This is a genomic window from Lentzea kristufekii (assembly GCF_033949925.1).
Classification (GTDB): domain Bacteria; phylum Actinomycetota; class Actinomycetes; order Mycobacteriales; family Pseudonocardiaceae; genus Lentzea; species Lentzea kristufekii.
The window spans coordinates 57,773-80,273 of the sequence record NZ_JAXAVV010000030.1 but is presented as its reverse complement, the minus strand read 5'-3'; the positions used below and the strand labels follow the sequence as shown (position 1 = coordinate 80,273).

Here is a 22,501-nt window from a genome sequence, read left to right as displayed (position 1 = left end):
ACGGGACGGGGGATCGGTTCATGAGACGTCCGCTGAGCTCGCCGCCCAGGTGTTGCACGCGTTGATCTTGTTCTGCTTGTGGCCGTGCATCACCCAGCGGTCGTTGTTCGGCGCGCTGCCGTGGTCCGGCCTGCGGTTGTAGTCACCGCGCTTGCCCGCGTCGCTCAGACCGGTGTTCACGACCTCCATCGGCACGACGTTCTTGTGCGAGAACGGCGCCAGCGTCATGCCGCCGAGGCAGGTGGCCTGCAGCTCCAGCCTGCGGTTGAGCTCAAGGCCCTTCGGGGTGTCGAAGCCGCCGACGTCGTACTGGGCCTGGTCGGCGGCGCGCAACATGCCGGTCAGCCACTGCACGTGGTGGCCGTACTCGTGGCTGAGCTGACCGAGGTAGACGCCGGGGTGCCGGACCGTCGAGCCGCCCTCGTTCGCGTAGAAGCTGCCGGGCCAGTAGATGACGCCGCGGCAGAACATCGCCGTCGTGTTGTTCTGCCGCGAACCGCACGGCGTCTGCGTGGTGCCGGTGAACACCTGCAGCTCGGCCGGCTGGTACGGCAGGTTGGCTGCCTTGAGGGCCGGCTGCCACGCCTTCTCGATGCACGGCAGCGCGGCTTCGAGGAACCGCTTCTCGCCCGCGGGGGTGTATTCCATCTGCGGCAACGGGCACGAGTCGAAGTCGTTCGCGCCGATGTTGGTGCTGAAGATCGGGTGGTCGGCGAGCTTGTAGATCGCCTTCGGGCCCACCGGGGTCTGCTGCGTGCTCGGCGCGCGGGTCGACGAGGTGCGTGTGGACGTCGTCGTGGTGGTCGTTGTCGTCGTGGTCGACGTGTAGGTGTAGGTCGGGCTGTAGGTCGTGTAGTTCGAGTAGCCCGTGTCTTTCACCTTGTTGTTCAACACCGCCGAGAAGACACCGATCGCGCCCAAGCCGAGGACCACGACGCCGCCGAGGACGAGCGCCAGGACCGGCCCGCTGTTGCTCCTGCGGGGCGGCGCCATCGGGTAGGGCGGTGGTGCGAACGCGCCGGGGTGCGGGTGACCCCACGTCGGTCGCGGTGGAGGCATCACCGGACGCGGAGGCGGCATCACCGGGCGCGGCGGCGGGAGTGGCATGTGGCCGGGCGGCGGGCCGTAGGGAGGAGGCGAGCCCATGGGCGGGCCGTAAGGAGGCGGTCCCATCGGCGGCGGCGGGCCTGCCGGAGGCCGGCTTCCCGGCGGCGGACCGTACGGAGGAGGCGGCGGTGCCATCGGCGGGCGCGCGCCGGGCGGAGGTCCTTGAACGGGGCGGGGAGGCATCGGCGGCCCGTACGGCGGTGCGGCGGGCACGGGCGGCGGGCCCACCGGGCGCGGCGGCGGCCGATTGCCTGGCGGCGGTGGTTGTGTCATCGCCGAAGATCCCCCAGATGGCGTCTGTTCGAAAGTCCGCCGGAGCATATGAGGACTCCGCTATTGTCCGCAGCCGTGTCGAAGAACTGGGGTGCGGCGATCTTCGTCGCCGTAGCGCTGACGTCCGTCACGTCTCTCGGGACGGCGGCCGGCGCGCTCGCGCAGCCGCTCCCCGGCACCGTCAGCACCGAGGTGCGGATGAAGCTGGAGCGCGACGCCCGGCTCTCCGTCACCGAGACCGTCCAGGTGCCCGACGGCAGGACAGTCAAGCGGACCGTCCCCTTGCGACTCGCGGCCGGCAACGACCTGGAGCGCCAGTACCAGGTCACCGATGCGAAGGTCGAGGGCAAGGGCAGCACCTCCACCGACGACGACAGCTTCTCCGTCACCCTCGATGGCGGCCAGTCCACGCTGACCTACACGGTCGTCGGCGCCGTCGCCCCCGTCGGTGACGCGCTGGAGGTCCGCTGGCAGGTCGCGGGCGGCTGGGACACCGAGCTCGACAAGGTCGCCGTCTCCTTCTCCGCACCCGACTCCCCGACGTCGGTCAACTGCCTCGCGGGCCCGATCGGTTCGTCGCAGCCGTGCACGAGCGCGGACCTCGCGGACGGCAAGGGCGTGCGCGCGCAGGAGATCAAGCTCGGCGCCGGTGAACGCGTCGACGTCGCGATCGGACTGTCCGCCGGGGTCGTGCCCCCCAACGCCGTCGTGGTCGAGCAGTCCGGTCTCGCGGCCGCGTTCGCGCTCACGCCGGCCAGCGGTGCCGCGCTCGGCGGGCTGCTGGTGCTGCTGCTCGGCGGCGTCGCGCTGCTCTGGTACCTGCGCGGCCGGGACGCGGCGGCGCTCGCGAGCGAGGTCGGCGCGGTCTCCGTGCTGGTCCGCGACCAGGACGACAGGGTCGCCTTCGCCTCTCCGGACGGCGTGCTGCCCGGTCAGGTCGGCACCGTCGTCGACGAGCACGTGGACGTCGTCGACGTGACCGCCACGGTGATCGACCTCGCCGTCCGCAACTACCTGTGGATCACGGAGACGGACGACCACGACTGGCAGATCGTGCGCCGCAACCCGGTGGACGACTCGTTGTCCGGCTACGAGAAGGCAGTCTGCGAGGCACTGCTGCCCCAGGGCGCGGACGCGGTGAGCGTGTCCGCGCTGCGCGGCCGGCAGATCGACCTCGCGCTCGTGCGCGACAGGCTTTACGCCGACGTCGTGGAGAAGCGCTGGTTCGTGCGCCGCCCGGACGCCGAGCGGAACCTGTTCTGGTGGGCTGGAATCGTGATCGCGGTGCTCGGCGTGGCCGCCACGGTCGTGCTGGCGCTGACGATCGGCAACGCGCTGTTCGGGCTCGTCGTCGCGGCCGGCGGTGTCGCGCTGGCGTTCGGGGCGCGGTCGATGCCCGCCCGCACCAAGCGCGGCAGCGAGCTGCTGGAGCACGTCCGCGGTCTGCGCGGCTACCTCGCCGGGGTGACGCCGGACGACGTCCCCGAGGCCGACCGCGAGCTGGTGTTCTCCCGGTCGCTGCCGTACGCGGTGGTGCTCGGCGAGACCGAGCGCTGGATCGGCACGTTCGGTCAGCAGGACCTCTACTGGTACGGCAACTCGGGAACCGGCTCGGACTTCCGGCGCAGCTTCCCGGCGTTCCTCGGGGCTCTCGACGGCGTGCTCGCCCAGGCGGGCCACCTGCGATCGCTCCGGACGCCGAACCCGTAGGCTTGCGCCATGGCCTCACCCGAACTGCACAGGTTCACGTTGCCCAACGGCCTGCGGGTGGTGCTCGCCCCCGACGCCAGCGCACCGGTCGTCGGCGTCAGCGTGCACTACGACGTCGGCTTCCGTTCCGAGCCGGAGGGGCGCACCGGGTTCGCGCACCTGTTCGAGCACCTGATGTTCCAGGGCAGCGAGAGCCTGGAGAAGCTCGCCCACTTCCGGCACGTGCAGTCGTCGGGCGGCACGTTCAACGGGTCCACACACCCGGACTACACCGACTACTACCAGGTGCTGCCGTCCGCGGCCCTGGAGCGGGCGCTGTTCCTCGAAGCGGACCGCATGCGCGCGCCGAAGCTCACCGAGGAGAACCTCCGCAACCAGATCGACGTGGTGAAGGAGGAGATCCGGCTCAACGTGCTGAACCGCCCGTACGGCGGGTTCCCCTGGATCCTCCTGCCCGCGGTGCTGTTCAAGACGTTCGCCAACGCGCACAACGGCTACGGCGACTTCGTCGACCTGGAGAGCGCGACGGTCGACGACTGCGCGGAGTTCTTCGACACCTACTACAGCCCGGCGAACGCGGTGCTGACGGTGGCGGGCGACCTCGACGTCGAGACCACGAAGACGTTGGTGGAGAAGCACTTCGGTGACGTGCCCGCGCGCCCGCGCCCGGAGCGCCCCTCGTTCGCCGAGCCCGCCCCGCAGGGCGAGGTGCGCCACGAGCACGGCGACGCGCTGGCCCCGCTGCCCGCGATCGCGATCGGCTACCGCGTGCCCGACCCGGTCACCGACATCGACGGCTACCTCTCGTACCTCGTCCTCGCCGGTGTGCTGGCGGACGGCGACGGCTCGCGCCTGCAGCAGCGCCTCGTGCACCGCGAGGGCATCGTGATCGACCTGAACGCCGGCTGCGGCCTGTTCGGCCCGCTCGAGGCCCGCGACCCCGACACGTTCAGCATCACCGCGATCCACGCCGCCGAGGTCTCCGCGGACCAGGTCGTCGCGGCCATCGACGAGGAACTGCAGAAGCTCGCGCAGGAGCCGCCGTCGGCCGAGGAGCTCGCGAAGGTCACCGCCCGCTGGGCGTCGACCATGCACAAGGAGCACGACCGGCTCACGAACCGCACGCTGGGCCTCGGCTCGGCGGAGCTGCTGTTCGGCCGCGCCGAGCTGATCTACGAACTGCCGGAGCGGATCGCCTCGGTGACCGTCGACGAGGTGTCGGCCGCGGCCAAGGCGCTGCGTCCCGACTCCCGCGCCCTTCTCTTCGTCAAGCCCACCGGAGGAGCTCAGTGACCGCCGCCAAGACCCATCGCTCGGCAGACGAGATCGGCCGCACCGAGGCCGGTCCCCGTCCGCTGCCGGAGCTGGGATCGCAGAAGGTGGCCGCCGAGCTGTCCACTGTGGACACCACGCTGCCGAACGGCCTGCGCGTCATCGCCGTGCGCCGTGCCACCGTGCCGATGGTCGAGGTGCGGCTGCGCGTCCCGTTCGCGGACCCGGCCGGCACCAGCGTCGGCTCCCAGCACGCCGCGGTGGCCGAGATCCTCGCGAACACCGTGCTGACCGGCACCGAGAAGCGTTCGCGCGTGCAGATCGACACCGAGCTCGCGCTGGTCGGCGGCGAGCTCGACGCCGTGGTCGACCCGGAGCGCCTGAGCTTCACCGGCAACGCCCTGGCCTCGGGCCTCGGCACGGTGCTGGAGGTGCTGGCCGACGTCCTGACGGGTGCCTCCTACCCGGCGGAGGAGCTGGAGCGCGAGGGCGCCCGCCTGGTCGAGCGCATCACGATCGCCCGCTCGCAGCCGAGCGTCATCGCGCGCGAGGCGTTGCAGAAGGTCCTGTACGGCGACCACCCGTACGCGAAGGAGATGCCGGAGGCCGACGAGGTCGCCGCCGTCACCCGCGACGACGTGGTGGCGTTGCACGCCAAGGCTCTGCTGCCGCGCGGCTCGGTCCTCGTCGTCGTCGGCGACGTCGAGCCGGCCGACGCCGTGGCCCAGATCGGCGAGGCGCTGGCGGCGTGGCAGGGCGACGGCGAGGCCGTCCAGCTGCCGCCGCTGCCGCAGGTGTCCGGTGGCGACCTGGTGCTCGTGCACCGCGCCGGTGCCGTGCAGTCGCAGATCCGCCTTGCGGCGCAGGCGATCCCGCGCACCGACGAGCGCTACCCGGCGCTGCAGCTCGCGAACCTGGTCTACGGCGGGTTCTTCTCGTCGCGCCTGGTCGAGAACATCCGCGAGGACAAGGGCTACACCTACAGCGCCCGGTCGCACCCCGAGTTCACCGTGCACGGCGCGACGTTGCTGATCGACGCCGACACGGCCTCGGACGTGACGGCGGCGGCCCTGCTGGAGACCCGCTACGAACTGGCGCGCCTCGGTCTCGTGCCGCCGTCGGAGTCCGAAGTGGACACCGCGCGCAGCTACGCCGTCGGCACGCTGCTCACCAGCACGTCCTCGCAGGGCGGCCTGGCGTCGTTCCTGGTGAACCTCGTCGCACTGGGCCTCGGCCTCGACTGGCTGGTCGCGCACCCGCAGCGCCTCGCGGCCGTCACGCCGGAGCAGGTGGCCGCGGCCGCGCTGGAGTTCTTCGCTCCCGGCAACTTCACCGGCGTGCTCGTCGGTGACGCCGAGCTGCTCAAGCCGAAGCTGGCCGCGTTGGGTGGAGTCTCGTTCCAGTGACATTCGAACTAGTCGGTCTGCCCGCGCTGTCGCGGTTCTCGATCGACCGGTCCGAGCCGTTGCGCGGCGACGACGACAAGCTCGCCGCGCTCTGGCCCAAGGCCCGGATGATCGTCGTCGACACGCGCGGCCGCACGCTGGTCGCCGATCGCGGTACGCGGCTGGCCGACCGGCCGGCCCTGGAGTTCGGTGACCAGCCGCCCGTGAACGCCGTCCTGCTCGGTGAGCAGGACGGCGTGGCCTGGTTCGCCGTGCTGATGCCCGCCGAGGACGACGAGGCCGTGCCGGCGAGCCGTGCCTGGGGCCCGCCTGAGCTCACGGACGAACCGCAGTGGCTCGACCTGCGGCAGGCCGGAGCGACCCTCGACGACATGTCGGCCGGGCTGTTCACCACGGCCGCCGCGCTGTTCCAGTGGCACCGCCTCGGCAAGTACTGCGCCAAGTGCGGGGCCAGGACGGTGCTGGAGAAGTCCGGCTGGACGTCGGTCTGTTCCGGGTGCGGCCGGGAGGAGTACCCGCGCACCGACGCGGCGGTGATCTGCCTCGTGCACGACGGTGCCGACCAGGTCCTCGTCGCTCGCGGACCGGAGTGGCCGGAAGGCCGGTTCTCCGTGCTGGCCGGGTTCGTCGAGGCCGGCGAGTCGCTGGAAGCCTGCGTGGCGCGGGAGATCGGCGAGGAGGTCGGCGTCTCGGTGCGGGACATCCGGTACCTCGGGTCCCAGCCCTGGCCGTTCCCCCGGTCGTTGATGATCGGGTTCGAGGCCGTGGCGGATCCCGCCGAGCCGTTGAGGCTCGCCGAGGGCGAGATCGCCGAGGCCAAGTGGGTGTCGCGGGCCGACGTCCGCAAGGCGATCGAGGAGCCGGGCAGCGTTCCCGGGCTCGGCCTCGCCGGTGGTGCGTCGATCGCGTTCCGGATGCTGCAGAGCTGGTCCGTCTCGGCCTAGGCGGTGACGGCGATCCTCATCGGGGACCGACCCAGGAGAGGTAGCCGTCCGGGCGGACCGCGGCGTCGAGCCCGTCCACCACGGTGCTCGTGCCCAAGCCGTCGACCAGGTCCAGGCCGGGCAGGAACGTGCCCGCGAGCGGGTGGTCGCAGCCCGTCTCGTAGCGGATGTCGGTGCCCTGGACCATCGCGGAGATGCGGGTCTTGACCTCGGGGAGGTCGAGCAGGTCGCTGACGAGCGAGTGGAGTTCGCGGTGGGACGTGAAGCGGTTCGCGCCCTCAGAGGAGTGACGGCAGCACGTGCTCCTCGGTGACCATCAGGCCCGTCGTGGCCATGGTCTCGGCGAGATCGGGGTCCCAGCTCGCGGTCTCCGGACGACTGTTCAGCGTCGGCAGCTCGACGCCCCGCGCGATCAGCGTGGCCACCGCCTCGCGGTAGTCGGCCGCTGACATGCGCCACGCCGTTCCGCCGGTCCAGGCGAGCACCTCGTTCACCGTGCGGATGCCGTCGGGCGTGAAGTCGTTGTGGCACCGGACGGTCCTGCCGTCGAGGTGGTGCCTGGCCTGCGGGGTCAGTACGTCCGGGAGCACCATCAACGGGCCGGGCACACCGGACTCGAGCAGGCGCGGCGACCGGACGACGGTGATCGCCGGGGCGTCGAGGGTGTCGTTGAGCGTCAGGTAGCCCTGCGAGGTGAGGACGGGACCGCTGTAGGCGTCGGGCAGGACCCCGGCGCGTTCCCAGTCGGTGCCGGCCAGCCGCAGGGCCTTGCCGGCGATGCGGGCCAGCGGGCGGCCGTCGTCCAAGTCGTTGCCCGCCAAGGCGAACCGCGTGGTCCACCGGCGCGGTTCGGGACTGAGCTTCGCGAGTATCGCCGCGGCCTGGTTCGCGATCATCGGCAACGCGGGCTGCGGGATCTTGCCGTACCTGCGGACGTGCTCGATCCACTCGGCGGCCCACGGACGCGACAGCAGACCGTGCTCGCGCAACGCGAACCTGAGGACGGCGTCCGCCGTCGAGGACTCCTCGGCCGTCGACAGGCCGACCGGCTTGCCGTGCACCGATTCCAGGACCTCGGGCAGCGAGCTCCCGTGCGCGCGGACGTGTTCGTCCAGACGTGCCAGCGAGATCTGCCGGCGTGCCGGGTGGGCGATCGGCTTGCGCAGGAGCTCACCCAGGACGGTGGCGGTGCGCGCGTCCTCGACGCGGAAGCTGAACGCCGACCGGCCGCCGCCCTCCATCGTCTCGCGCGCGAGACGCCAGAAGTCCCGCAGCTCGGGCTGGTCCATGTTCACGGCACCACCCTAGTTTCCTGATTCGCTGGAGAACGACATCACCCGGCAGCTCGACGACGCGGTCCAGCGACGTCCCCGGTGCAGCCGGCCCTTGACAGCGGAAGCCCCGAAGCGGACTCTTCCTAACCATGAGCGTTCTGCCTAATCGTGATAGGCAAGCCGAACGGCGTGAGGCAACCCGGCGGGAGATCGTCGACGCCGCGTGGGAGATCGCGCGCCGCGACGGGCTGGGTGCGGTCACGTTGCGCGAGGTCGCGGCCATGATCGGGATGCGGTCGCCGTCGCTGTACTCGCACTTCGACTCCAAGAACGCGATCTACGACGCGATGTTCGGGCAGGCCTGGACGCTCTACCTCGCCGAGATGCGGGAGCGCCCCCTGCCGGCGGCACCGCGGAAGGCCGTTCTGGCGATCGCCGAGCACTTCTTCGCGTTCTCACTCGCCGACACCGCCCGCTACCAGCTGATGAACCAGCACGCCATCCCCGGCTTCACGCCCTCGGAGGCCGCCTACGCGCCGTCCGTCGAGGTCATCGGCCTGCTGCACGACACCATGCGCGGGCTCGGCATCACCGACGGCGCCGACATCGACCTGTTCCTCGCCCTGTGCGGTGGCCTGCTCGAACGACAGCTCGCCAACGAGCCGGGTGGCGACCGCTGGCTGCGGCAACTGTCCCGCGTGATCGACATGTTCGCCGACGAAGTCGGCCTGCCCGGACCGTCCCTGAGGAGTTCGACATGACCGCCGCTCTTGCCGCCAGACCCCGTACTTCCGCACTGGATCGCGACATCGCGCTGCGGCTGGCCGAGACCGAGTACGAGCGCGTCGTCGCGCTGCTCGGCGCACTGTCGCCGCAGGACTGGAGCAAGCCCACGGACTGTCCTGCCTGGGACGTCCGCGCGATGGCCGCGCACATGCTCGGGATGGTTGAGATGTCCGCCTCGATCCGCGAGAGCCTGCGGCAGGTGAAGGCGGCGCAGGCACGTGGCGGGGTGTTCATCGACGAGCTGACCGGCCTGCAGGTGGCCGAGCGGGCGGACATGCCTCCCGCTGCCATCGCCGCCCGTTACGCCGAGGTGGCCCCGAAGGCGGTGAAGGCGCGGCGGCGCATGCCGTGGTTCCTGCGCAGGCAGAAGATGCCGGCCTCGCAGGTGGTCAACGCGCGTGAGGAGACGTGGACCCTCGGGTTCCTGTCCGACGTGATCATGACTCGCGACCCGTGGATGCACCGGACCGACATCGCGCGGGCCACCGGCGCGCCCGTGGTGCTGACCGCCGAGCACGACGGCGTGCTGGTCGACGACGTGGTGCGCGAGTGGTTCGAGCGGCTGGGCAGCCCGGTCAGGTTGCGGCTGACCGGGCCCGCGGGAGGCAGCTGGGGCGAGGATGGTCCGGAACTGGAGTTCGACGCGGTCGAGTTCTGCCGCGCGCTGTCCGGCCGCGGGACCGCCCCGCAGGACACCGAGGTGCCGTTCTAGGGGTCGACCCGGTCCAGTCCCGCGCCGTCCCACGTGGTCTGCGTGCACGCGACGCCCCGGCCGTTCTTGGGGCGCAACACGTCGAAGATGTGCATGCGCGGGATCTTGTCCGACACGCCCCACCCGCTCGGCCAGGTGATCACCCAGTCCATGTCGAGGTCGACCAGCAGGCCCAGCATCCGCGCGATGGTCGGGTCGTCGAGACGTTCGAACGCCTCGTCGAGCAGCACCAGGCGCAGCGGGTCGAACTCGTCGCTGACCGCGTCGTAGAAGCTCGCCGCGGCCGCGAACAGCGTCACGTACGAGATCAGCCGGGTCTCGCCGGACGAGAGCTGCCGGAGCCGCCGTTCGCGCGGGTTGCCGTCCGGGCCCGTGTCGGCGACGGTCACGGTGAACTGGTGCCACGTGCGGTAGTCGAGGGCGCGCGACAGGATCTCGGCGTAGCCGCCGGAGTGCGTGTCGCGCTCGTTCTCGATGCGCTCGGTGAAGACGCGGCGCAGCGTGGCGTCCTGCTCGGGCGTGCGTTCGCCGAATGGCAGCCGCACGAGCGCAAGCGCTTGCCGCGTCGAGTCGTCGAGGGCGCTGGACGACTTCCACGCGAGCTTGACGTGCACGCCCTGGCTGGACCGGGCCTGGCCGAGCACCTCGTTCATGCGCTTGGTCAGGTCCTCGGCGACGGTGATCTGGCCGCGCAGCCACTCGGCCAGGTCGCGGATCAGGTAGTCGGCGAAGATGCCCTGGTACTGCTCGTCGAGGAACCCGCGCTGCTCGGCCAGCTTCGTGGTGACCTGGCGGGCGGCGACGGCGACGGGCTTCGCGCCCTCCTCACCGGTCACGGTGACGGTGAGCAGGCCCGCGTGCTGTTCGGCGGCGATGTCGTGGCTGCCGGCCAGTGAGGTCTGCAACGCCTGCAGCTTCGCGATCACGGTCGCCTCGGTGCCGCCGCGCCGGTCCGGGGTCTCGGCGATGGCCTGGCGCACCAGGGCTTCCTCGGGTGCCTCGGGGAAGGCGGCGGCCAGCAGACCGGGGGCGCGGACGGTCGCCCGGAAGTTCCCCGCGGCCCGTTCGAGTGCCTCGGAGGCGTCGATCACCTGCGCGGAGTTGTTCTCCAGCAACGCTTCCAGCTTCGCGGCCTGCTCGCGTGCGGTGGTGATGCCCTCCCGCACGCCCTTGAGGTCCGTGCGCATCTTCTTGCGCGACTTCTCCAGCTGCGTGAGCTGCTCGCTGATCTCCTTGGCCTCACCGCCGACCGCGTCGGTCAGCTCGGCCAGCGTCCCGGCCTGGGCCGCGTGGTCGACGCAGCGGGCGTCGGCGTCGGCCTCCGCGGTCTGCCGGTCGGCGACGGCCTCGTGGTAGCGGTGCGAGGCGTCGGTGAGGTCGGAGATCGTGCCCTGGCAACGCCTCTTCACCGCGTCACCGAGCAGGTCTGCGGTCCGCTGGGCCTCCGAGGCGGCGGCCTGCGCCTGGCGCAGTGCCTCGGTGTCGGACGACAGGTCGGCGTCGGCCGCCTGCCGGGTCAGCTCGCTGCGCGCCGCCTCCAGCCGGGAGTTCGCGTTCTCCAGGGCCTCCCGCAGCTCGAACGTGCGCTGCTGGGCCCGTGCGGCCGACTCCTCGGCGGCCTGGACGCGGCTGTGCTTCGCGATCAGCTCGCCGTCGCCGGGGAACGCCGCGAGGTGCGCCTCCCAGGTGGCGACGTGCTCGTGGGCGCGGGCCAGTTCGTCCTCGGCGGTGCCGAGCCGGGCGCGCAGGTCGGCGAGTTCCTCCTCCAGGGCGGCGATGCGGCGGCCGCGGGCGGCTTCCCGCGCGCCCGCGCCGATGAACTCGGCCTCGGGCTTGGTCCAGCGGCCGGTCAGCACGCCCGTGCGCCAGTCGCCGGTGGTGGTCATGTCGTCCAGCGACACCGCTTTGAGCAGGTCGGCGACGAAGGACTCCGGCACCGGTGAGCCCTCGACGGCCGGCACGAGGTAGTCGGCCAGCGAACGGCCGTCGACGGCGGGCCTCGGGACGGCCAGGACGTCGCTCAGGTCGGCGTCGGCCGGGGTCACCCAGGCGTCCAGCAGGCCACTCGCCTGCAACGCGGCCTCCAGCCCGGCCCGTTCGTCGTCGGTCAGCGCCGGCACGAAGTCGACGAGCCGGTAGAAGGGCGCTCCAGCAGCGGAATCGCGGTCCGCCGACGTGTACTGGCCGGGCACCGGCACCCGCTCGTTGCCCGAACGCAGGCCGACGAGCTCCTCGTCGAGCGTGTCGAGCCGCGCCCGCAGTTCGGTGCGCTGCTGGGTGAACGCGTGCGCGGCGTCGCGAGCCGCCTGCACGAGCGGTGCCGCCCATTCGCGGGCGGTCGTGCTCAGCGTCCGCGCGGCGGCCGGATCGGCGGTCTGCGGCAGCTTCAGGGCCTCGGCGGGACGTTCGTCGAGCAACGGGCCGCTCGACGTCCACACCTCGACCTGCTCCAGCCAGGCCTGCACGACCTCGGCCAGCTCCTGCATCTCCTGGTTGCGCAACGAGGTCGCCTCGGTCGCGCTGAGCTGGGCGTCGCGGGCCTTCTGCCGCAACGACTCCACCTCGCGCTGCTGCGCGTCCAGGGCCAGCGCCTGCTCGTGCAGGGCCAGGGCGAGCGCACCCCGTTGACGGGCAAGGGAAGCGATGCCCGAGGTCTGGTCGATCACGGACGTCAGCGCGGTCAGCACGTCCTCGGTCGCGGCGGCCGGGGGCACGCGGCGTTCGATCGGCAGCGGCCCGGCCTCGGGATCGGGCTTGGCCCGCACCGAAGCCGTGGTCACGCCTGCCTCGGCGGCCGGGACCTGCGGCACGTCCGGCGCGAGGTCCGGGTCCATGCCCGCGAGACGCAGGTTCTCGCGCAACGGCTCGCTCAGCGCGTCGGCTGCCTGGAGGTCCTCGGCGAGGCGGCGCAGCAGGCGCAGCACGTTGTCGACGGCCGCCTCCTCCTGGGCGCGCTGGCGGTGGGCCGTCTCGAGGGCGGCGACGGCGGAGGAACGCTTCTCCGCCACCAGGTTCTCGCGCGTCTTGAGGTCCTGCAGATCGCGGAACGCCGGAAGTTCCTTCAGCGCCGCGATGGTCTCCTCGGCCTGCTGCTCACCGGTCTCCATGTCGGCCAGCGCCTGCTCGGCCGCCGCGCGCTCCATCCGCGTGAGGTCCAGTTCCTGCGTGAGCTTCGACTGCTCGCGCTGCAGCTTCGCCACGGACTTCTCGGCGGCCTCCAGCCGTTCGGCCGCGGACCGCAGCCCGCCGAACGCGTAGTCGCTGTAGGTCTTGAGGAACGTGCCGAGCGCACTGTCCGCCGAGGACAGTCGCACGATGTTCTCGCGGATCGACTCCAGGTCGTCGAACGACGTCGCGAGCTGCTCGACCATCGCCTGGTCCAGCGGCGGCAGGGCGTCGCTCAGGATCTGTTCGAGCTGGCCCTCCAGCACCTTCAGGCCGACGTCCGGGTTGCGCAGCGTCCGCTGCAGGTGCAGCAGGTCGCCGTAGCGCGCGGCCGGCACGCCGTAGACGGTCTCGGCGATCTTCGCGCGGAACGCCGGCTCCTCGAACATGCAGTCCGCGCCGATGAGGTCCCGCAGCTGCGCCGGGCCGTGCGGAACGCGTTCCGGGCCCGCGAGCTGCAGTTCCGTGCCGACCCGCATCGGCGTGACGAAGCGCCACGAGTCCGTGATGGCCTGCGAGGTCTTCGACGCCTTCACGCCCAGGCCGCACGTCAGGTACTCGTTGCCGGAGTGGTCGGCGGCCTCGCGGATCAGCTCCACCCACGTGTAGCCGATGCGGTTCGGGCCGCCGTCGTAGTCGTCCAGCATGAGGCGCCGCAGGCTGACCGTGTCGAAGCCCTTGGAGCCGACCTGGCGAAGGTCGCCGTCCAGGCACAGCGGGAGCAGCAGCTCCAGCGTGCGGGACTTGCCGGAACCGTTGGTGCCCTGGAAGATCGCGCGGCCACCGGAGAAGTCGAACGTCTGCTCGGTGTACTGCCAGATGTTGACCACGCCGCCGCGGTGCAGCCGCCACCTGCTCATGAAACGTTCTCCTCGTCGAACAGGGACCAGCTCGGTATTTCGGGCACCACAACGGGTTCCGGTTGTTGTTCTCGTTCCGGGTCGCCGTCGGGGGACGGCAGCCAGCGGTGCGCGGCCGCGCTGATCGACCACGAGCCGTCGTCCGTCCGCGCCGCCAAGCCCATGCGGCGCAGGAGTTCCGTCACCTCGGCGACCAGCCGGTCGAGGTCGTCGGTGAACTGCTTCGACCACGCCGCGGGGTAGTCCTCGACCAGACCGGCGCAGACCTCGCGGAGGCGTTCGACGGTGACGACGTGCCGGGCGGGCGCGTCCTCCTCCTCGCCGTCGAGCAGGTCGGGCAGAGCCAGCAGCGTGATCCGCGCGACCGTCGAGACACCGGGGAACGACAGGTCGGTCAGGAAGTCCTCGGGATCCGCGGCGAGCACGCCCTCGACGCGGCACTCGGTGTGCAGGCCGAAAGCCTGCTCCAGCAACGCGGTCTCCTTGCGCTGGTTGCGGCGCAGCCACTCCGCCTGCTCGGCCGGCAGGTCCGCGTAGAGCACCAGCGGCGTCTCGACCAGCCTGCGCCGCACCGCGTGCTCGATGCCGCGCGGGCCGGGGCGTGCCGCCAGTTCGACGAGGTGGGCGGGGCTCTGGGCCTCGCCCACCGGGCCCGTCACGAGCTGGCCCAGCAGGTCGGTGTCGATCGTGATCAGCGCTTCCTGCGGCAGCACGTCCTGGGCGACCGAACCCTCGGTCTCGTGCAGCACGCCGAGCGAGACGAGGTGGCGCAGGGCCGCGGTGAGCGCACGCCGTTCGGTGACGTCGTCCGGTGCGTCGATGCCTGCTTCTGCTGCGGCGGAACGGATGTCGGCGACCAGCCTGCTGAGCAACGTCTGCCGGCCGATGCCGGTGAGGACCGCGAGCGTCAGCGCCAGGTAGGCGTACCCGCGCGGGGACATGCTGAGCACGCCGCGCGTGTCGTCGTTGCCGGGACCGGACTTGTACAGGCGCGCGAACCGGCGTTCCACGACCAGCCGGTAGCCGAGCAGCCCCGCGAACAGGTCCTGGAGGGTCGCGCGGTGCCGGTAGACGAGGCTGAGCAGTTCGCCGTCCGGGCCGTCCGTGCGCAGCAAAGGCCTGCGCAGCAACGTGCGCGCGCATCGCACCACGTTCGCGGCGTCGATGTCGGAGAGGTTGTCCAAGTGGTTCATCGCTTCAGTGCCACCGTCGCGTCGTGCAGGGTGAGCGTCCCGGCGGCCGACCGGATCTGGGTCGTCGTGCCGCGGGCGATCTCCAGCTTGAGGCCGCGCACGGGGTCGCTGGCCGAGCCGCTGTCGTTCGGGGAGTCGCGCTGGGCCATCGCGAGCGTCAACAGCTCGCAGAAGACCTCCAACGCGCCGTGCGTGAGCGTGGTGTTCTCCAGGTTTCCGGCGGCGTTGGTGAGCTCCGCGACGTGCCTCGCGCGGATCTCGTCCGCCTCGCGCGCCTCCGCCAGCAGCGACTGCTCGGTCATGGGGTCGTCGAGGATCCTGGACGGCCTGCCGCGCCCGCCCCGGTCGCCCCGGGTCCGGACGCTCACGGTGACGTCGCAGACCGGGCCGTCGCGCCACGGCGTGCGCTCGTTGTCCGAGTCGTGCTCGGGCGCGGGGGAGAGGTGGCGGGCGCTGTAGAGACCGAACGCGGAGGCGTAGATCTCGTGCGCTTCCTCCCTGGTCGCGTTGTCGAACCAGCTCGCGAGCTTGAGCAGTTCGGCGCGGCGGCCGGGCAGCAGTCCTCCGCCGGACGTCGCGCGCTTCACGCTGGCCAGGAGGCTGCCGATGGCGCGCGCCGTGGCCTCGCGCAGGGCCGTGACCTGGCTCGGGCGGCCAGGGCGGTCGACGAACCAGTCCGTCAGCTCCTGCCAGTCCTCCGGCGTCCGGCCGCGGGCGCGTTCGACGTTGTGGCCGAGGTCGGTGCCGAGCAGCCGCAGGAGCTCGGTGCGGGCCTTCGTGAGGCCGGCGAGGGCCTCCGCGATCGGGGGCGTGTACTTCAGGACGTCCTCGACGACCCGCTGGATGTACTCGACCAGCAGGTTCCGGAAGCCCGCGATCTCCTCGGGCGCCAGGTGGTTCCTCGTGACGACCTGGCCGAGGTAGGCGTAGAAGTCGCGGACCGTCGCGGCGAGTTCGGCGTGCTGCAGGAACAGCGTCGTGACGCGTTCGGCCAGCAGCTCCCTGGTCCTGTCGCCCTCGTTGAGCAGGGCGACGGACAGCGATCCGCCCAGCTCGTTGAGGCCGCGTTCGATCGCGGGGAGCAGTTCGCGGGAGACCTCGCGGGCGCCCTCCGGGACCCGGAGCAGCTCGTCGACGTCGCGCTGGACGCGGACGGCCAGCTTGGAGACCTGGTAGCGCACGCTGCCGTGCTGGAACTCGGCGATGCTGGCGGCGACGACCTCACGCCGGCCCTGGACGAGGTTGCCCCACTCCACGAGCTGCTTGAGGCGGTTGATGACGTTCTCGATGCGGCTCTCGCCCTGCTCGACGCGGCCCTCGCGCTCCTGCCCGGCCAGCGCCCCCGCGACCTCGCCCGCGCTCAGATCCGCCAGCAGCGTGGAGGTGAACAGCCGCATGATCGCCAGGTACGTGCGCTGATGATCGCGCGCGTCCAGATAGGCGTACAGCTTCAGCCGCTTGTGCTCCACGACCGGCCACCCTAATGCGCGCGCTCGTCCGCCGCGGCGCTACCGTGCCGTCGACGAGCTGGGGAGGATGCCTTGGGTGCGGGGCGCGCGTTGGGGTTGTTGCTGGGCGTGGCCGCGGACGCGGTGTTCGGTGATCCACGCCGATTTCACCCGGTAGCGGCATTCGGGACGTCCGCCGCGGCCCTCGAGAAGCGGCTGTACGCCGACTCGCAGGCCGCCGGGGCCGTCTACTCCGCCGTGTTGGTCGGCGGCACCGTGGCCCTGGGCGTGGCGGTGGAACGGGCCTCGCGCAAGCACTGGCTGCTGCAGACGGCGACCACGGCGCTGGCGACCTGGACGGTGCTCGGCGGCAACTCGCTGGCCACCGAGGGCACGTCGATGGGCCGGGAACTGGCCGACGGAGACCTCGACGCGGCCCGGACGCGGCTGCCGAGCCTGTGCGGCCGTGACGCGGCCCGGCTCGACACCACGGGCCTGGCGCGCGCGACCGTGGAGTCCGTGGCCGAGAACACCTCGGACGCCGTCGTGGCGCCGCTGTTCTGGGGTGCGGTGGCCGGTGTGCCCGGCCTCCTGGGCTACCGCGCCGCCAACACCCTGGACGCGATGGTCGGCCACAAGTCCCCGCGCCACCTGCGGTTCGGCTGGGCCTCGGCCCGCCTGGACGACCTGCTGAACCTGGTGCCGTCGCGCCTCGCGGCCCTGCTGACGGTCGGCGGAGCACCGGTCGTCGGCGGCTCGGCCTCGCAGGCGCTGGAGACCTGGCGCCGTGACGCGTCAGCGCACCCGTCGCCCAACGCGGGCCAGGTGGAGGCGGCCTTCGCGGGCGCCCTGGAGATCAGGCTGGGCGGCCGCACCGTCTACTCGCACGGCGTGGAAGAGCGCCCGGTCCTCGGCCACGGCCGCAGCCCGGACTCAGGTCACGTGACGCGTGCCGTGGAGCTGTCCCGGGTCGTGGGCTTCGGCGCCGGCTTCGTCAGCGCCGTCATCGCCCTCTTCCGCAAGTAGCTCGGCGATCGACTTCTTCTTTTTCTTGCCCTCGTAGAGCACGCCACCCGGTCGTGCCTCGCGGATCGTGAAGTACAGCCAGCCCCCGACCGCCATCACGCCGAACGCGATCCACTGCAGCGCGTAGGAGAAGAACGGCCCGGACTCGAGCCGGGGCAGCGGCAACGTGTCCAGCGCACCGGGCTGCTTCTCGATCAGCTGGTAGTAACCGGGTTCGATGCCCGGCCCGACCGCGTTGTTGTTGATCGAGTAGATCTGCTTGCGGCCGTCCTGCTCGAACGCGGGCTGGTCGTTCGACTCGTTGGGCCTCGCGAGCCCGATGAGCGTGACCTCGCCGGTGGGAGGCGCGTCGAAGTCCGGCGGCTTGATGCCGTTGACCGGGCGCACATACCCGCGGTCGATCAGGACCTTGTGGCCCGTGGTGGTCTCGAACGGCGTGATGACCTCGAACGCCGCCTCGCCCTGGACCGTGCGCAGCCGTGCGAGCGCTTCCAGCTCCGGCAGGTAGCGGCCCTTGATCTCGACCTTCTGCCACTCGTCGTGCTTCGCCCCGAACGGGGCGGGATCGCTCTTCAGCGACTTGGTGATGGCGGAGTTCTGCTCCTGGCGTTCGTCGTTGCGGCCGAACTGCCACGGCGACAGGAGGTAGATGCAGGCACCCGCGAACACCCAGACGGCCAGGGTCAGCGCCAGCCAGCCCGGCTTGAGGAGGAACTTGAACCGCACGTCCTCACGGTAGTTGCGTGAGCTGGACCTCGTGGAACTGGGTCACGAACCCCTCGCCCTCCGGGCTCGCCGCCATGATCCCCACCTTGACCTCCACACCGGGCGGGAAGTACGCCTTGCGCAGCACGTTCACCGGCTCCTGCCCGTCGGTCCCGTACCGCACCCAGACGGCGTCACCCTTGCGTTCGGCACTGACGGTGAACCGCTCGAACGGCTCCACGAGCGCCAGGTTCCAGTCCGAGAAACCCCGCGTCACAACGGTGCTGGCCTGCAGTTTCCCGTCGAACACCTCGACCCCGGCCTTGATCCAGTTCTCGCCGTCGGCCAGCAGCCCGACGCCCGCGTGGTCGTACTGCGCCGCGTACTCGCCGCTGAAGGTGGCGGTGATGGTGAAGTCGCCGGTGAGGCTCATGCCGTAGAGGTGGCCGTTGTCGCGGATCACGCCGTTGCCGGTGAGGCGCCAGAAGTCGCTGCTCGGGTCGGCGTGCACGGTCAGCGGGGTGGCCGACCACTTTCGCGGCTCGTTGAGCCAGGTCCAGGCGGTGAGGTCCATGAACGTCATCCTCGCAAAGCGGCGCGTGCCGCGGCCACCGCCTGCGAGCGGTATCCGCCGCCGAACAGCACGGCGTGCACGAGCAGCGGGAACAGTTGGTGCAACGGCACTCGCGCCTGCCAGCCGTCGGCCAGGGGTGCGACCTCCCGGTAGGCACCGAGCACGTGGTCGAGGAACGGGCAGCCGAAGAGCTGGAGCATCGCGAGATCGCTCTCCCGGTGCCCGCCGTGCGCCGCCGGGTCGATGAGCCACACCTGGCCGTCGGCCCCCCACAGCACGTTGCCGCCCCACAGGTCGCCGTGCAGCCGTGCGGGAGGTTCCGGCGGACCGGCGAGGTCGTTGATCCGCGAGCACACCTCGCTGACGTCGATGCCCGCCTGCCGCGCGTACGGCTCGGTCCGCTATGACGCGAACCACTCCGGCCACTCCGGCGCGGGCTCGTTGACCATCTCGGCCAGGCCGATCGTGGCCTCGCGCGGGCCGCCGGGAGGCGGGGAGCCGAACGCCGGGGCTCCGGCGAGGTGCAGGGCGGCCAGCCGGCGGCCGAAGGTCACGGCCGCCTGAAGATTCGGCTCGCCGAGCGGGATCTCGTCGATCACCAGCGTGCCCTCCGAAGCGCTGTGCACCGAGGGGATCGGCGGGCCGCCGTCGACGCGCAGCCACCGCAGACCGGCCGCCTCGGCGGCGGTGGCCCGCGGTGACTGGTGCTTCGTCCTCAGAGCCGCTCGCGGACCCACGCGACCAGCCCCGGCATCGCCGCCTCGACCATCACCAGCACCTCGGTGAACCCGGCGTCGTCGCCGTAGTACGGATCCGGCACGTCCACGCCGTCGGCGTCCGGGTCGAACGAACGGAGCAGCCGCACGCGATCCGGATCGACCATCCGGCGCAACGCGCGGGCGTGACCGGAGTCGAGCGCGACCAGCAGATCCGCGTCCAGATGTTCGGCACCGACCTGCGCGGCCACGTGGTCGACGGGATATCCGTTGTCCGCCAACGTCTTCAACGAGCGCGGGTCGGCCGGGTCGCCGACGTGCCATCCGCCGGTCCCGGCACTGGACACCTGGACCTTCGACGACAATCCTTCCCGGGACAACCACTCCCGGAACACGAGCGCTGCCACGGGGGACCGGCAGATGTTGCCGGTGCAGACGAACGAGACGTGCATGTCGCGCAGCCTATGTGGTGCCGCCGCACGGTAACGCTCAACCGTTGTCGCAAGATGTACGGACAAACGACATGGAGGCCGCCCATGCAGACAGGTACCGACGTGCCCCCGCAACGGGAGATCATCGGGTGCACCGACGCCCTCGGGCGCCGACGTGCGTTCGAGGTGTACCTCAACGAGAAGGGTCGCGTCTGCTTCCGCACCCCGCCCGGTGAGTCCGCGCAGCTCGACGCGTTCCAGCTGGACGAGCTGATCAGCCACCTCACCGAACTCCGCCGCTACATGCAGTGACGCGCCCGTCTGAGCCGGTCGCCTAGAATTCCGGCGATGACCAGCCCAGATCTGCGCCACCACGGTGACGTCGACGCCGCACCAGGCCTCGCCGACTTCGCCGTCAACGTGCGGGTGCCGCACCCGCCCGATTGGCTGCGCGAACGGCTGGCCGCGGCGCTCGACGACCTCGGGCGTTACCCCTCGAAACTCGCCGAAGAACGTGCTCGTGAGGCCGTCGCACGCCGGCACGGGCGCTCTCCGGACGAGGTGCTGCTGCTCAACGGTGCCGCCGAGGGCTTCGCGCTGCTGCCGAAGCTCGCGCCGCGCCGTGCCGCGATCGTCCACCCCGGGTTCACCGAACCCGAGGTGGCCTTTCGCGATGCCGGAATTCCGGTCGACCACGTGCTGCTCGACGGCGACTTCCGCCTCCGCGACGTGACTTCGGACGCCGACCTCACTGTCATCGGCAACCCCACGAACCCGACGTCCGTGCTGCACGAGGCCGCCGCGCTCAAGGCGTTGCCCGGCCGGGTGGTCGTCGACGAGGCGTTCATGGACGCCGTTCCCGGCGAGCCCGAGTCGCTCGCGCACGACCCCGGTGTGCTGGTGCTGCGCAGCCTGACCAAGACCTGGGGGCTCGCGGGCCTGCGCGCCGGCTACTTCCTCGGCGACCCGGAGACCCTCGCGAAGCTCGCGCACGGCCGTCCGCATTGGCCGGTGGGCAGCCTCACACTGGAAGCGATCACGGCGTGCTGCGAACCGGAGGCGCTCGACCAGTCCGCGCGGTTCGCGCTGGAGGCCGAGCAGTACGCGGCGCACGCGTTGGAGCAGCTCCAAGACCTCGTCGTCGTTGCGCCGAAAGGGCCGTTCCTGCTGATCAGGGCGCCCAGAGGCGCGCGGCGAGCGTTGCGGGACAAGGGGATCGCGGTGCGCCGCTGCGACACGTTCCCGGGGCTCGATGACACGTACCTGCGCGTGGCGATCCGGCCGCCGGAGGAGTTCGCGGTGTTCGTGGACGCGTTGCGCGTCGTGATGGAGGAACTGGCGTGAAGCTCGCCGACGTGATCGCGGTCCTGGAGTCCGCGTATCCGCCGAAGACCGCCGAGAAGTGGGACGCGGTCGGCCTGGTCTGCGGTGATCCGCAGGAGGAGGTCACCAGGGTCCTGGTCTGCGTCGACCCGACGTCGTCCACTGTGGACGAGGCGGTCGAACGGGGCGCGCAGCTCGTGCTCGCGCACCACCCGCTGCTCCTCAAGGGCGTCAACGGTGTTCCGGCCGACGACCCCAAGGGGGCGTTGGTGCACAAGCTGATCCGGAACGGCGCCGCCTTGTACTGCGCGCACACCAACGCCGACGGCGCGCTCCCCGGAGTGTCGGACGCGCTCGCGAACGCCATCGGTCTCACCGTCACCGGCCCGCTCGAACCGGCCGAGCCCGAGGGTACGGGCCTCGGTCGCATCGGGGAGCTCGCGGAACCCGAGCCGCTCAGGGCGTTCGCTCAGCGGGTGGCCGCCGCGCTGCCCGCCACCGTGCAGGGCGTGCGGGCCGCGGGAGATCCGGAAGGCCTGATCAGGCGGGTCGCGGTGTGCGGCGGCGCGGGCGACAGCTTCCTGGACGCGGTCAAGCGAGCAGGCGTCGACGCCTACGTCACGGCGGACCTGCGGCACCACCCCGCGAGCGAGCACATCGAGTCCGGCGGGCCCGCGTTGGTCGACGTGGCGCACTGGGCCAGCGAGTGGCCGTGGTGCGAGCAGGCGGCGGAGATCCTGCGGGCGGCCTTCGGCGGTAGGGTCGACGTACTCGTCTCCACCCGCCGGACCGACCCGTGGACCGTCGGTGCGACGAGCACAGCAGTAGGAGGACTTGCGTGAAAGCCGATCCCGCAGTGCAGCGAAGGCTGCTCGACCTGGCCGCGGTCGACGCCGAACTGGCGCGTGTCACCCACCGTCGCCGCACGCTGCCCGAGATCGCGGAGATCGCGGAGGCCGAGCAGCAGGTGCGCGCCAAGCAGGACGCGCTGGTGGCCGTCGAGACGACGCTCACCGACCTCGACCGCGACGTGAAGCGCCAGGAGACCGAGATCGACCAGGTCCGCGCCCGTGGTGAGCGCGACCGCAAGCTGATGCAGTCGGGTTCGGTCGGCGCCAAGCAGCTCACCGACCTAGAACACGAGCTGGCCACCATCCAGCGCCGCCAGGGCATCCTCGAGGACGACCTGCTGGAGCTGATGGAACGCCGCGAGGCCGTCGACGCCGACGCCTCCTTCGCGCGCGTGGAACTCGACAAGGCCCGCGAGACCCTGAAGGACGCGGCCGCCCGCCGCGACCAGGCCCTCGCCGACCTGGAGGCGACCGAGACCCGCCGCACCGCCGACCGTTCGACGATGGCCAAGGGCTTCCCGGACGACCTGCTGAAGCTCTACGACCGCCAGCGCGAGCAGCGCGGCATCGGCGCCGCGCCGTTCCAGTCGCGCCGGTGCGGGGCGTGCCGGATCGAGCTGGACAGCGGTGCGGTGTCGAAGCTGAAGGAAGCGGCGGCGGACGAGATCGTGCGCTGCGAGGAGTGCGGCACGATCCTGGTCCGCATCGCGGAGCCGAAGGCCTGA

Annotated in this window: 20 protein-coding genes and 1 pseudogene; 11 read left to right on the top strand and 10 right to left on the bottom strand. The window is 71.6% G+C overall.

Going from position 1 to position 22,501, the window contains the following annotated elements; genetic code table 11:
* Positions 1-18: 18 nt before the first annotated feature.
* Entirely contained in the window at positions 19-1,059 is a 1,041-nt protein-coding gene (locus tag SK571_RS40235; RefSeq protein ID WP_319989364.1) for a neutral zinc metallopeptidase, read from the bottom strand.
* A gap of 396 nt (positions 1,060-1,455) precedes the next feature.
* Here SK571_RS40235 and SK571_RS40230 point away from each other — a divergent pair, with 396 nt between their 5' ends.
* From SK571_RS40230 to nudC, 4 genes are read left to right on the top strand one after another with little or no spacing between them, the layout of a single operon-like run.
* On the top strand, positions 1,456-3,090 hold the full coding sequence (locus tag SK571_RS40230; protein WP_319989363.1) for a DUF2207 domain-containing protein: 1,635 nt from the start codon (positions 1,456-1,458) through the stop codon (positions 3,088-3,090).
* A 9-nt stretch (positions 3,091-3,099) separates the two neighbouring features.
* Complete coding sequence (locus tag SK571_RS40225) at positions 3,100-4,383, top strand: M16 family metallopeptidase (protein WP_266041001.1); 1,284 nt, start codon at positions 3,100-3,102, stop codon at positions 4,381-4,383.
* Positions 4,380-5,768, top strand: coding sequence for a M16 family metallopeptidase (locus SK571_RS40220; RefSeq protein WP_319989362.1), 1,389 nt, complete (start codon positions 4,380-4,382; stop codon positions 5,766-5,768). Before SK571_RS40225 ends, SK571_RS40220 begins: the two co-directional genes overlap by 4 nt.
* Complete coding sequence (nudC, locus tag SK571_RS40215; protein ID WP_319989361.1) at positions 5,765-6,712, top strand: NAD(+) diphosphatase; 948 nt, start codon at positions 5,765-5,767, stop codon at positions 6,710-6,712. Before SK571_RS40220 ends, nudC begins: the two co-directional genes overlap by 4 nt.
* 16 nt (positions 6,713-6,728) lie before the next feature.
* Here the strand turns inward: nudC and SK571_RS40210 are convergent, their stop codons facing one another.
* Together SK571_RS40210 and SK571_RS40205 are read right to left on the bottom strand one after the other, a co-directional pair.
* A complete protein-coding gene (locus SK571_RS40210; protein WP_319989360.1) occupies positions 6,729-6,899 on the bottom strand; it encodes a hypothetical protein in 171 nt (56 codons plus the stop codon).
* Positions 6,900-6,990: 91 nt separating this feature from the next.
* On the bottom strand, positions 6,991-8,001 hold the full coding sequence (locus tag SK571_RS40205; RefSeq protein ID WP_319989386.1) for a DUF2399 domain-containing protein: 1,011 nt from the start codon (positions 7,999-8,001) through the stop codon (positions 6,991-6,993).
* Between the two features lie 134 nt (positions 8,002-8,135).
* On the opposite strand from SK571_RS40205, the gene SK571_RS40200 reads away from it, so the two are divergent.
* Both SK571_RS40200 and SK571_RS40195 read left to right on the top strand, forming a co-directional pair.
* On the top strand, positions 8,136-8,747 hold the full coding sequence (locus SK571_RS40200; protein ID WP_319989359.1) for a TetR/AcrR family transcriptional regulator: 612 nt from the start codon (positions 8,136-8,138) through the stop codon (positions 8,745-8,747).
* Positions 8,744-9,484, top strand: coding sequence for a maleylpyruvate isomerase family mycothiol-dependent enzyme (locus SK571_RS40195; RefSeq protein WP_319989358.1), 741 nt, complete (start codon positions 8,744-8,746; stop codon positions 9,482-9,484). Before SK571_RS40200 ends, SK571_RS40195 begins: the two co-directional genes overlap by 4 nt.
* Here SK571_RS40195 and SK571_RS40190 read toward each other — a convergent pair.
* Genes SK571_RS40190 through SK571_RS40180 form a run of 3 tightly spaced genes read right to left on the bottom strand, consistent with a single transcriptional unit; the run spans position 9,481 to position 16,171 of the window.
* Positions 9,481-13,509 carry a TIGR02680 family protein gene (locus SK571_RS40190; protein WP_319989357.1) on the bottom strand — a complete coding sequence of 1,343 codons (4,029 nt, stop codon included), beginning with the start codon at positions 13,507-13,509 and terminating at the stop codon, positions 9,481-9,483. The genes SK571_RS40195 and SK571_RS40190 overlap by 4 nt on opposite strands.
* Positions 13,506-14,702 (bottom strand): TIGR02678 family protein, encoded by a 1,197-nt coding sequence (locus SK571_RS40185; protein ID WP_319989356.1) that lies wholly within the window; start codon positions 14,700-14,702, stop codon positions 13,506-13,508. The genes SK571_RS40190 and SK571_RS40185 overlap by 4 nt, the downstream gene beginning before the upstream one ends.
* The gene (locus SK571_RS40180; RefSeq protein WP_319989355.1) at positions 14,699-16,171 is read right to left on the bottom strand and encodes a DUF2397 domain-containing protein; all 1,473 of its coding nucleotides are present in this window, start codon (positions 16,169-16,171) and stop codon (positions 14,699-14,701) included. Before SK571_RS40180 ends, SK571_RS40185 begins: the two co-directional genes overlap by 4 nt.
* A gap of 72 nt (positions 16,172-16,243) precedes the next feature.
* Here SK571_RS40180 and SK571_RS40175 point away from each other — a divergent pair, with 72 nt between their 5' ends.
* Positions 16,244-17,176: a cobalamin biosynthesis protein gene (locus SK571_RS40175; protein ID WP_319989354.1), complete on the top strand. Its 933-nt coding sequence runs from the start codon at positions 16,244-16,246 to the stop codon at positions 17,174-17,176.
* Here SK571_RS40175 and SK571_RS40170 read toward each other — a convergent pair.
* From SK571_RS40170 to SK571_RS40155, 4 genes and pseudogenes are all read right to left on the bottom strand, one after another.
* Positions 17,084-17,902 (bottom strand): SURF1 family cytochrome oxidase biogenesis protein, encoded by an 819-nt coding sequence (locus SK571_RS40170; RefSeq protein ID WP_319989353.1) that lies wholly within the window; start codon positions 17,900-17,902, stop codon positions 17,084-17,086. The two genes, SK571_RS40175 and SK571_RS40170, sit on opposite strands and share 93 nt — an antisense overlap.
* A gap of 4 nt (positions 17,903-17,906) precedes the next feature.
* Positions 17,907-18,455, bottom strand: a complete 549-nt coding sequence (locus SK571_RS40165; RefSeq protein WP_319989352.1) for a DUF1349 domain-containing protein — start codon at positions 18,453-18,455, stop codon at positions 17,907-17,909.
* A 5-nt stretch (positions 18,456-18,460) separates the two neighbouring features.
* A pseudogene (locus SK571_RS40160) lies at positions 18,461-19,192 on the bottom strand (fructosamine kinase family protein).
* Positions 19,171-19,623, bottom strand: a complete 453-nt coding sequence (locus SK571_RS40155; RefSeq protein WP_319989351.1) for a low molecular weight protein-tyrosine-phosphatase — start codon at positions 19,621-19,623, stop codon at positions 19,171-19,173. Before SK571_RS40155 ends, SK571_RS40160 begins: the two are co-directional and overlap by 22 nt.
* Before the next feature lie 84 nt (positions 19,624-19,707).
* Here SK571_RS40155 and SK571_RS40150 point away from each other — a divergent pair, with 84 nt between their 5' ends.
* The 4 genes from SK571_RS40150 to SK571_RS40135 are packed head-to-tail and all read left to right on the top strand — an operon-like array spanning position 19,708 to position 22,501.
* Complete coding sequence (locus SK571_RS40150; protein ID WP_030472678.1) at positions 19,708-19,914, top strand: hypothetical protein; 207 nt, start codon at positions 19,708-19,710, stop codon at positions 19,912-19,914.
* Positions 19,915-19,950: 36 nt separating this feature from the next.
* The gene (gene cobC / locus SK571_RS40145; protein ID WP_319989350.1) at positions 19,951-20,946 is read left to right on the top strand and encodes an Rv2231c family pyridoxal phosphate-dependent protein CobC; all 996 of its coding nucleotides are present in this window, start codon (positions 19,951-19,953) and stop codon (positions 20,944-20,946) included.
* Entirely contained in the window at positions 20,943-21,767 is an 825-nt protein-coding gene (locus SK571_RS40140) for a Nif3-like dinuclear metal center hexameric protein (RefSeq protein ID WP_319989349.1), read from the top strand. Before cobC ends, SK571_RS40140 begins: the two co-directional genes overlap by 4 nt.
* Positions 21,764-22,501, top strand: a complete 738-nt coding sequence (locus tag SK571_RS40135; RefSeq protein WP_319989348.1) for a zinc ribbon domain-containing protein — start codon at positions 21,764-21,766, stop codon at positions 22,499-22,501. Before SK571_RS40140 ends, SK571_RS40135 begins: the two co-directional genes overlap by 4 nt.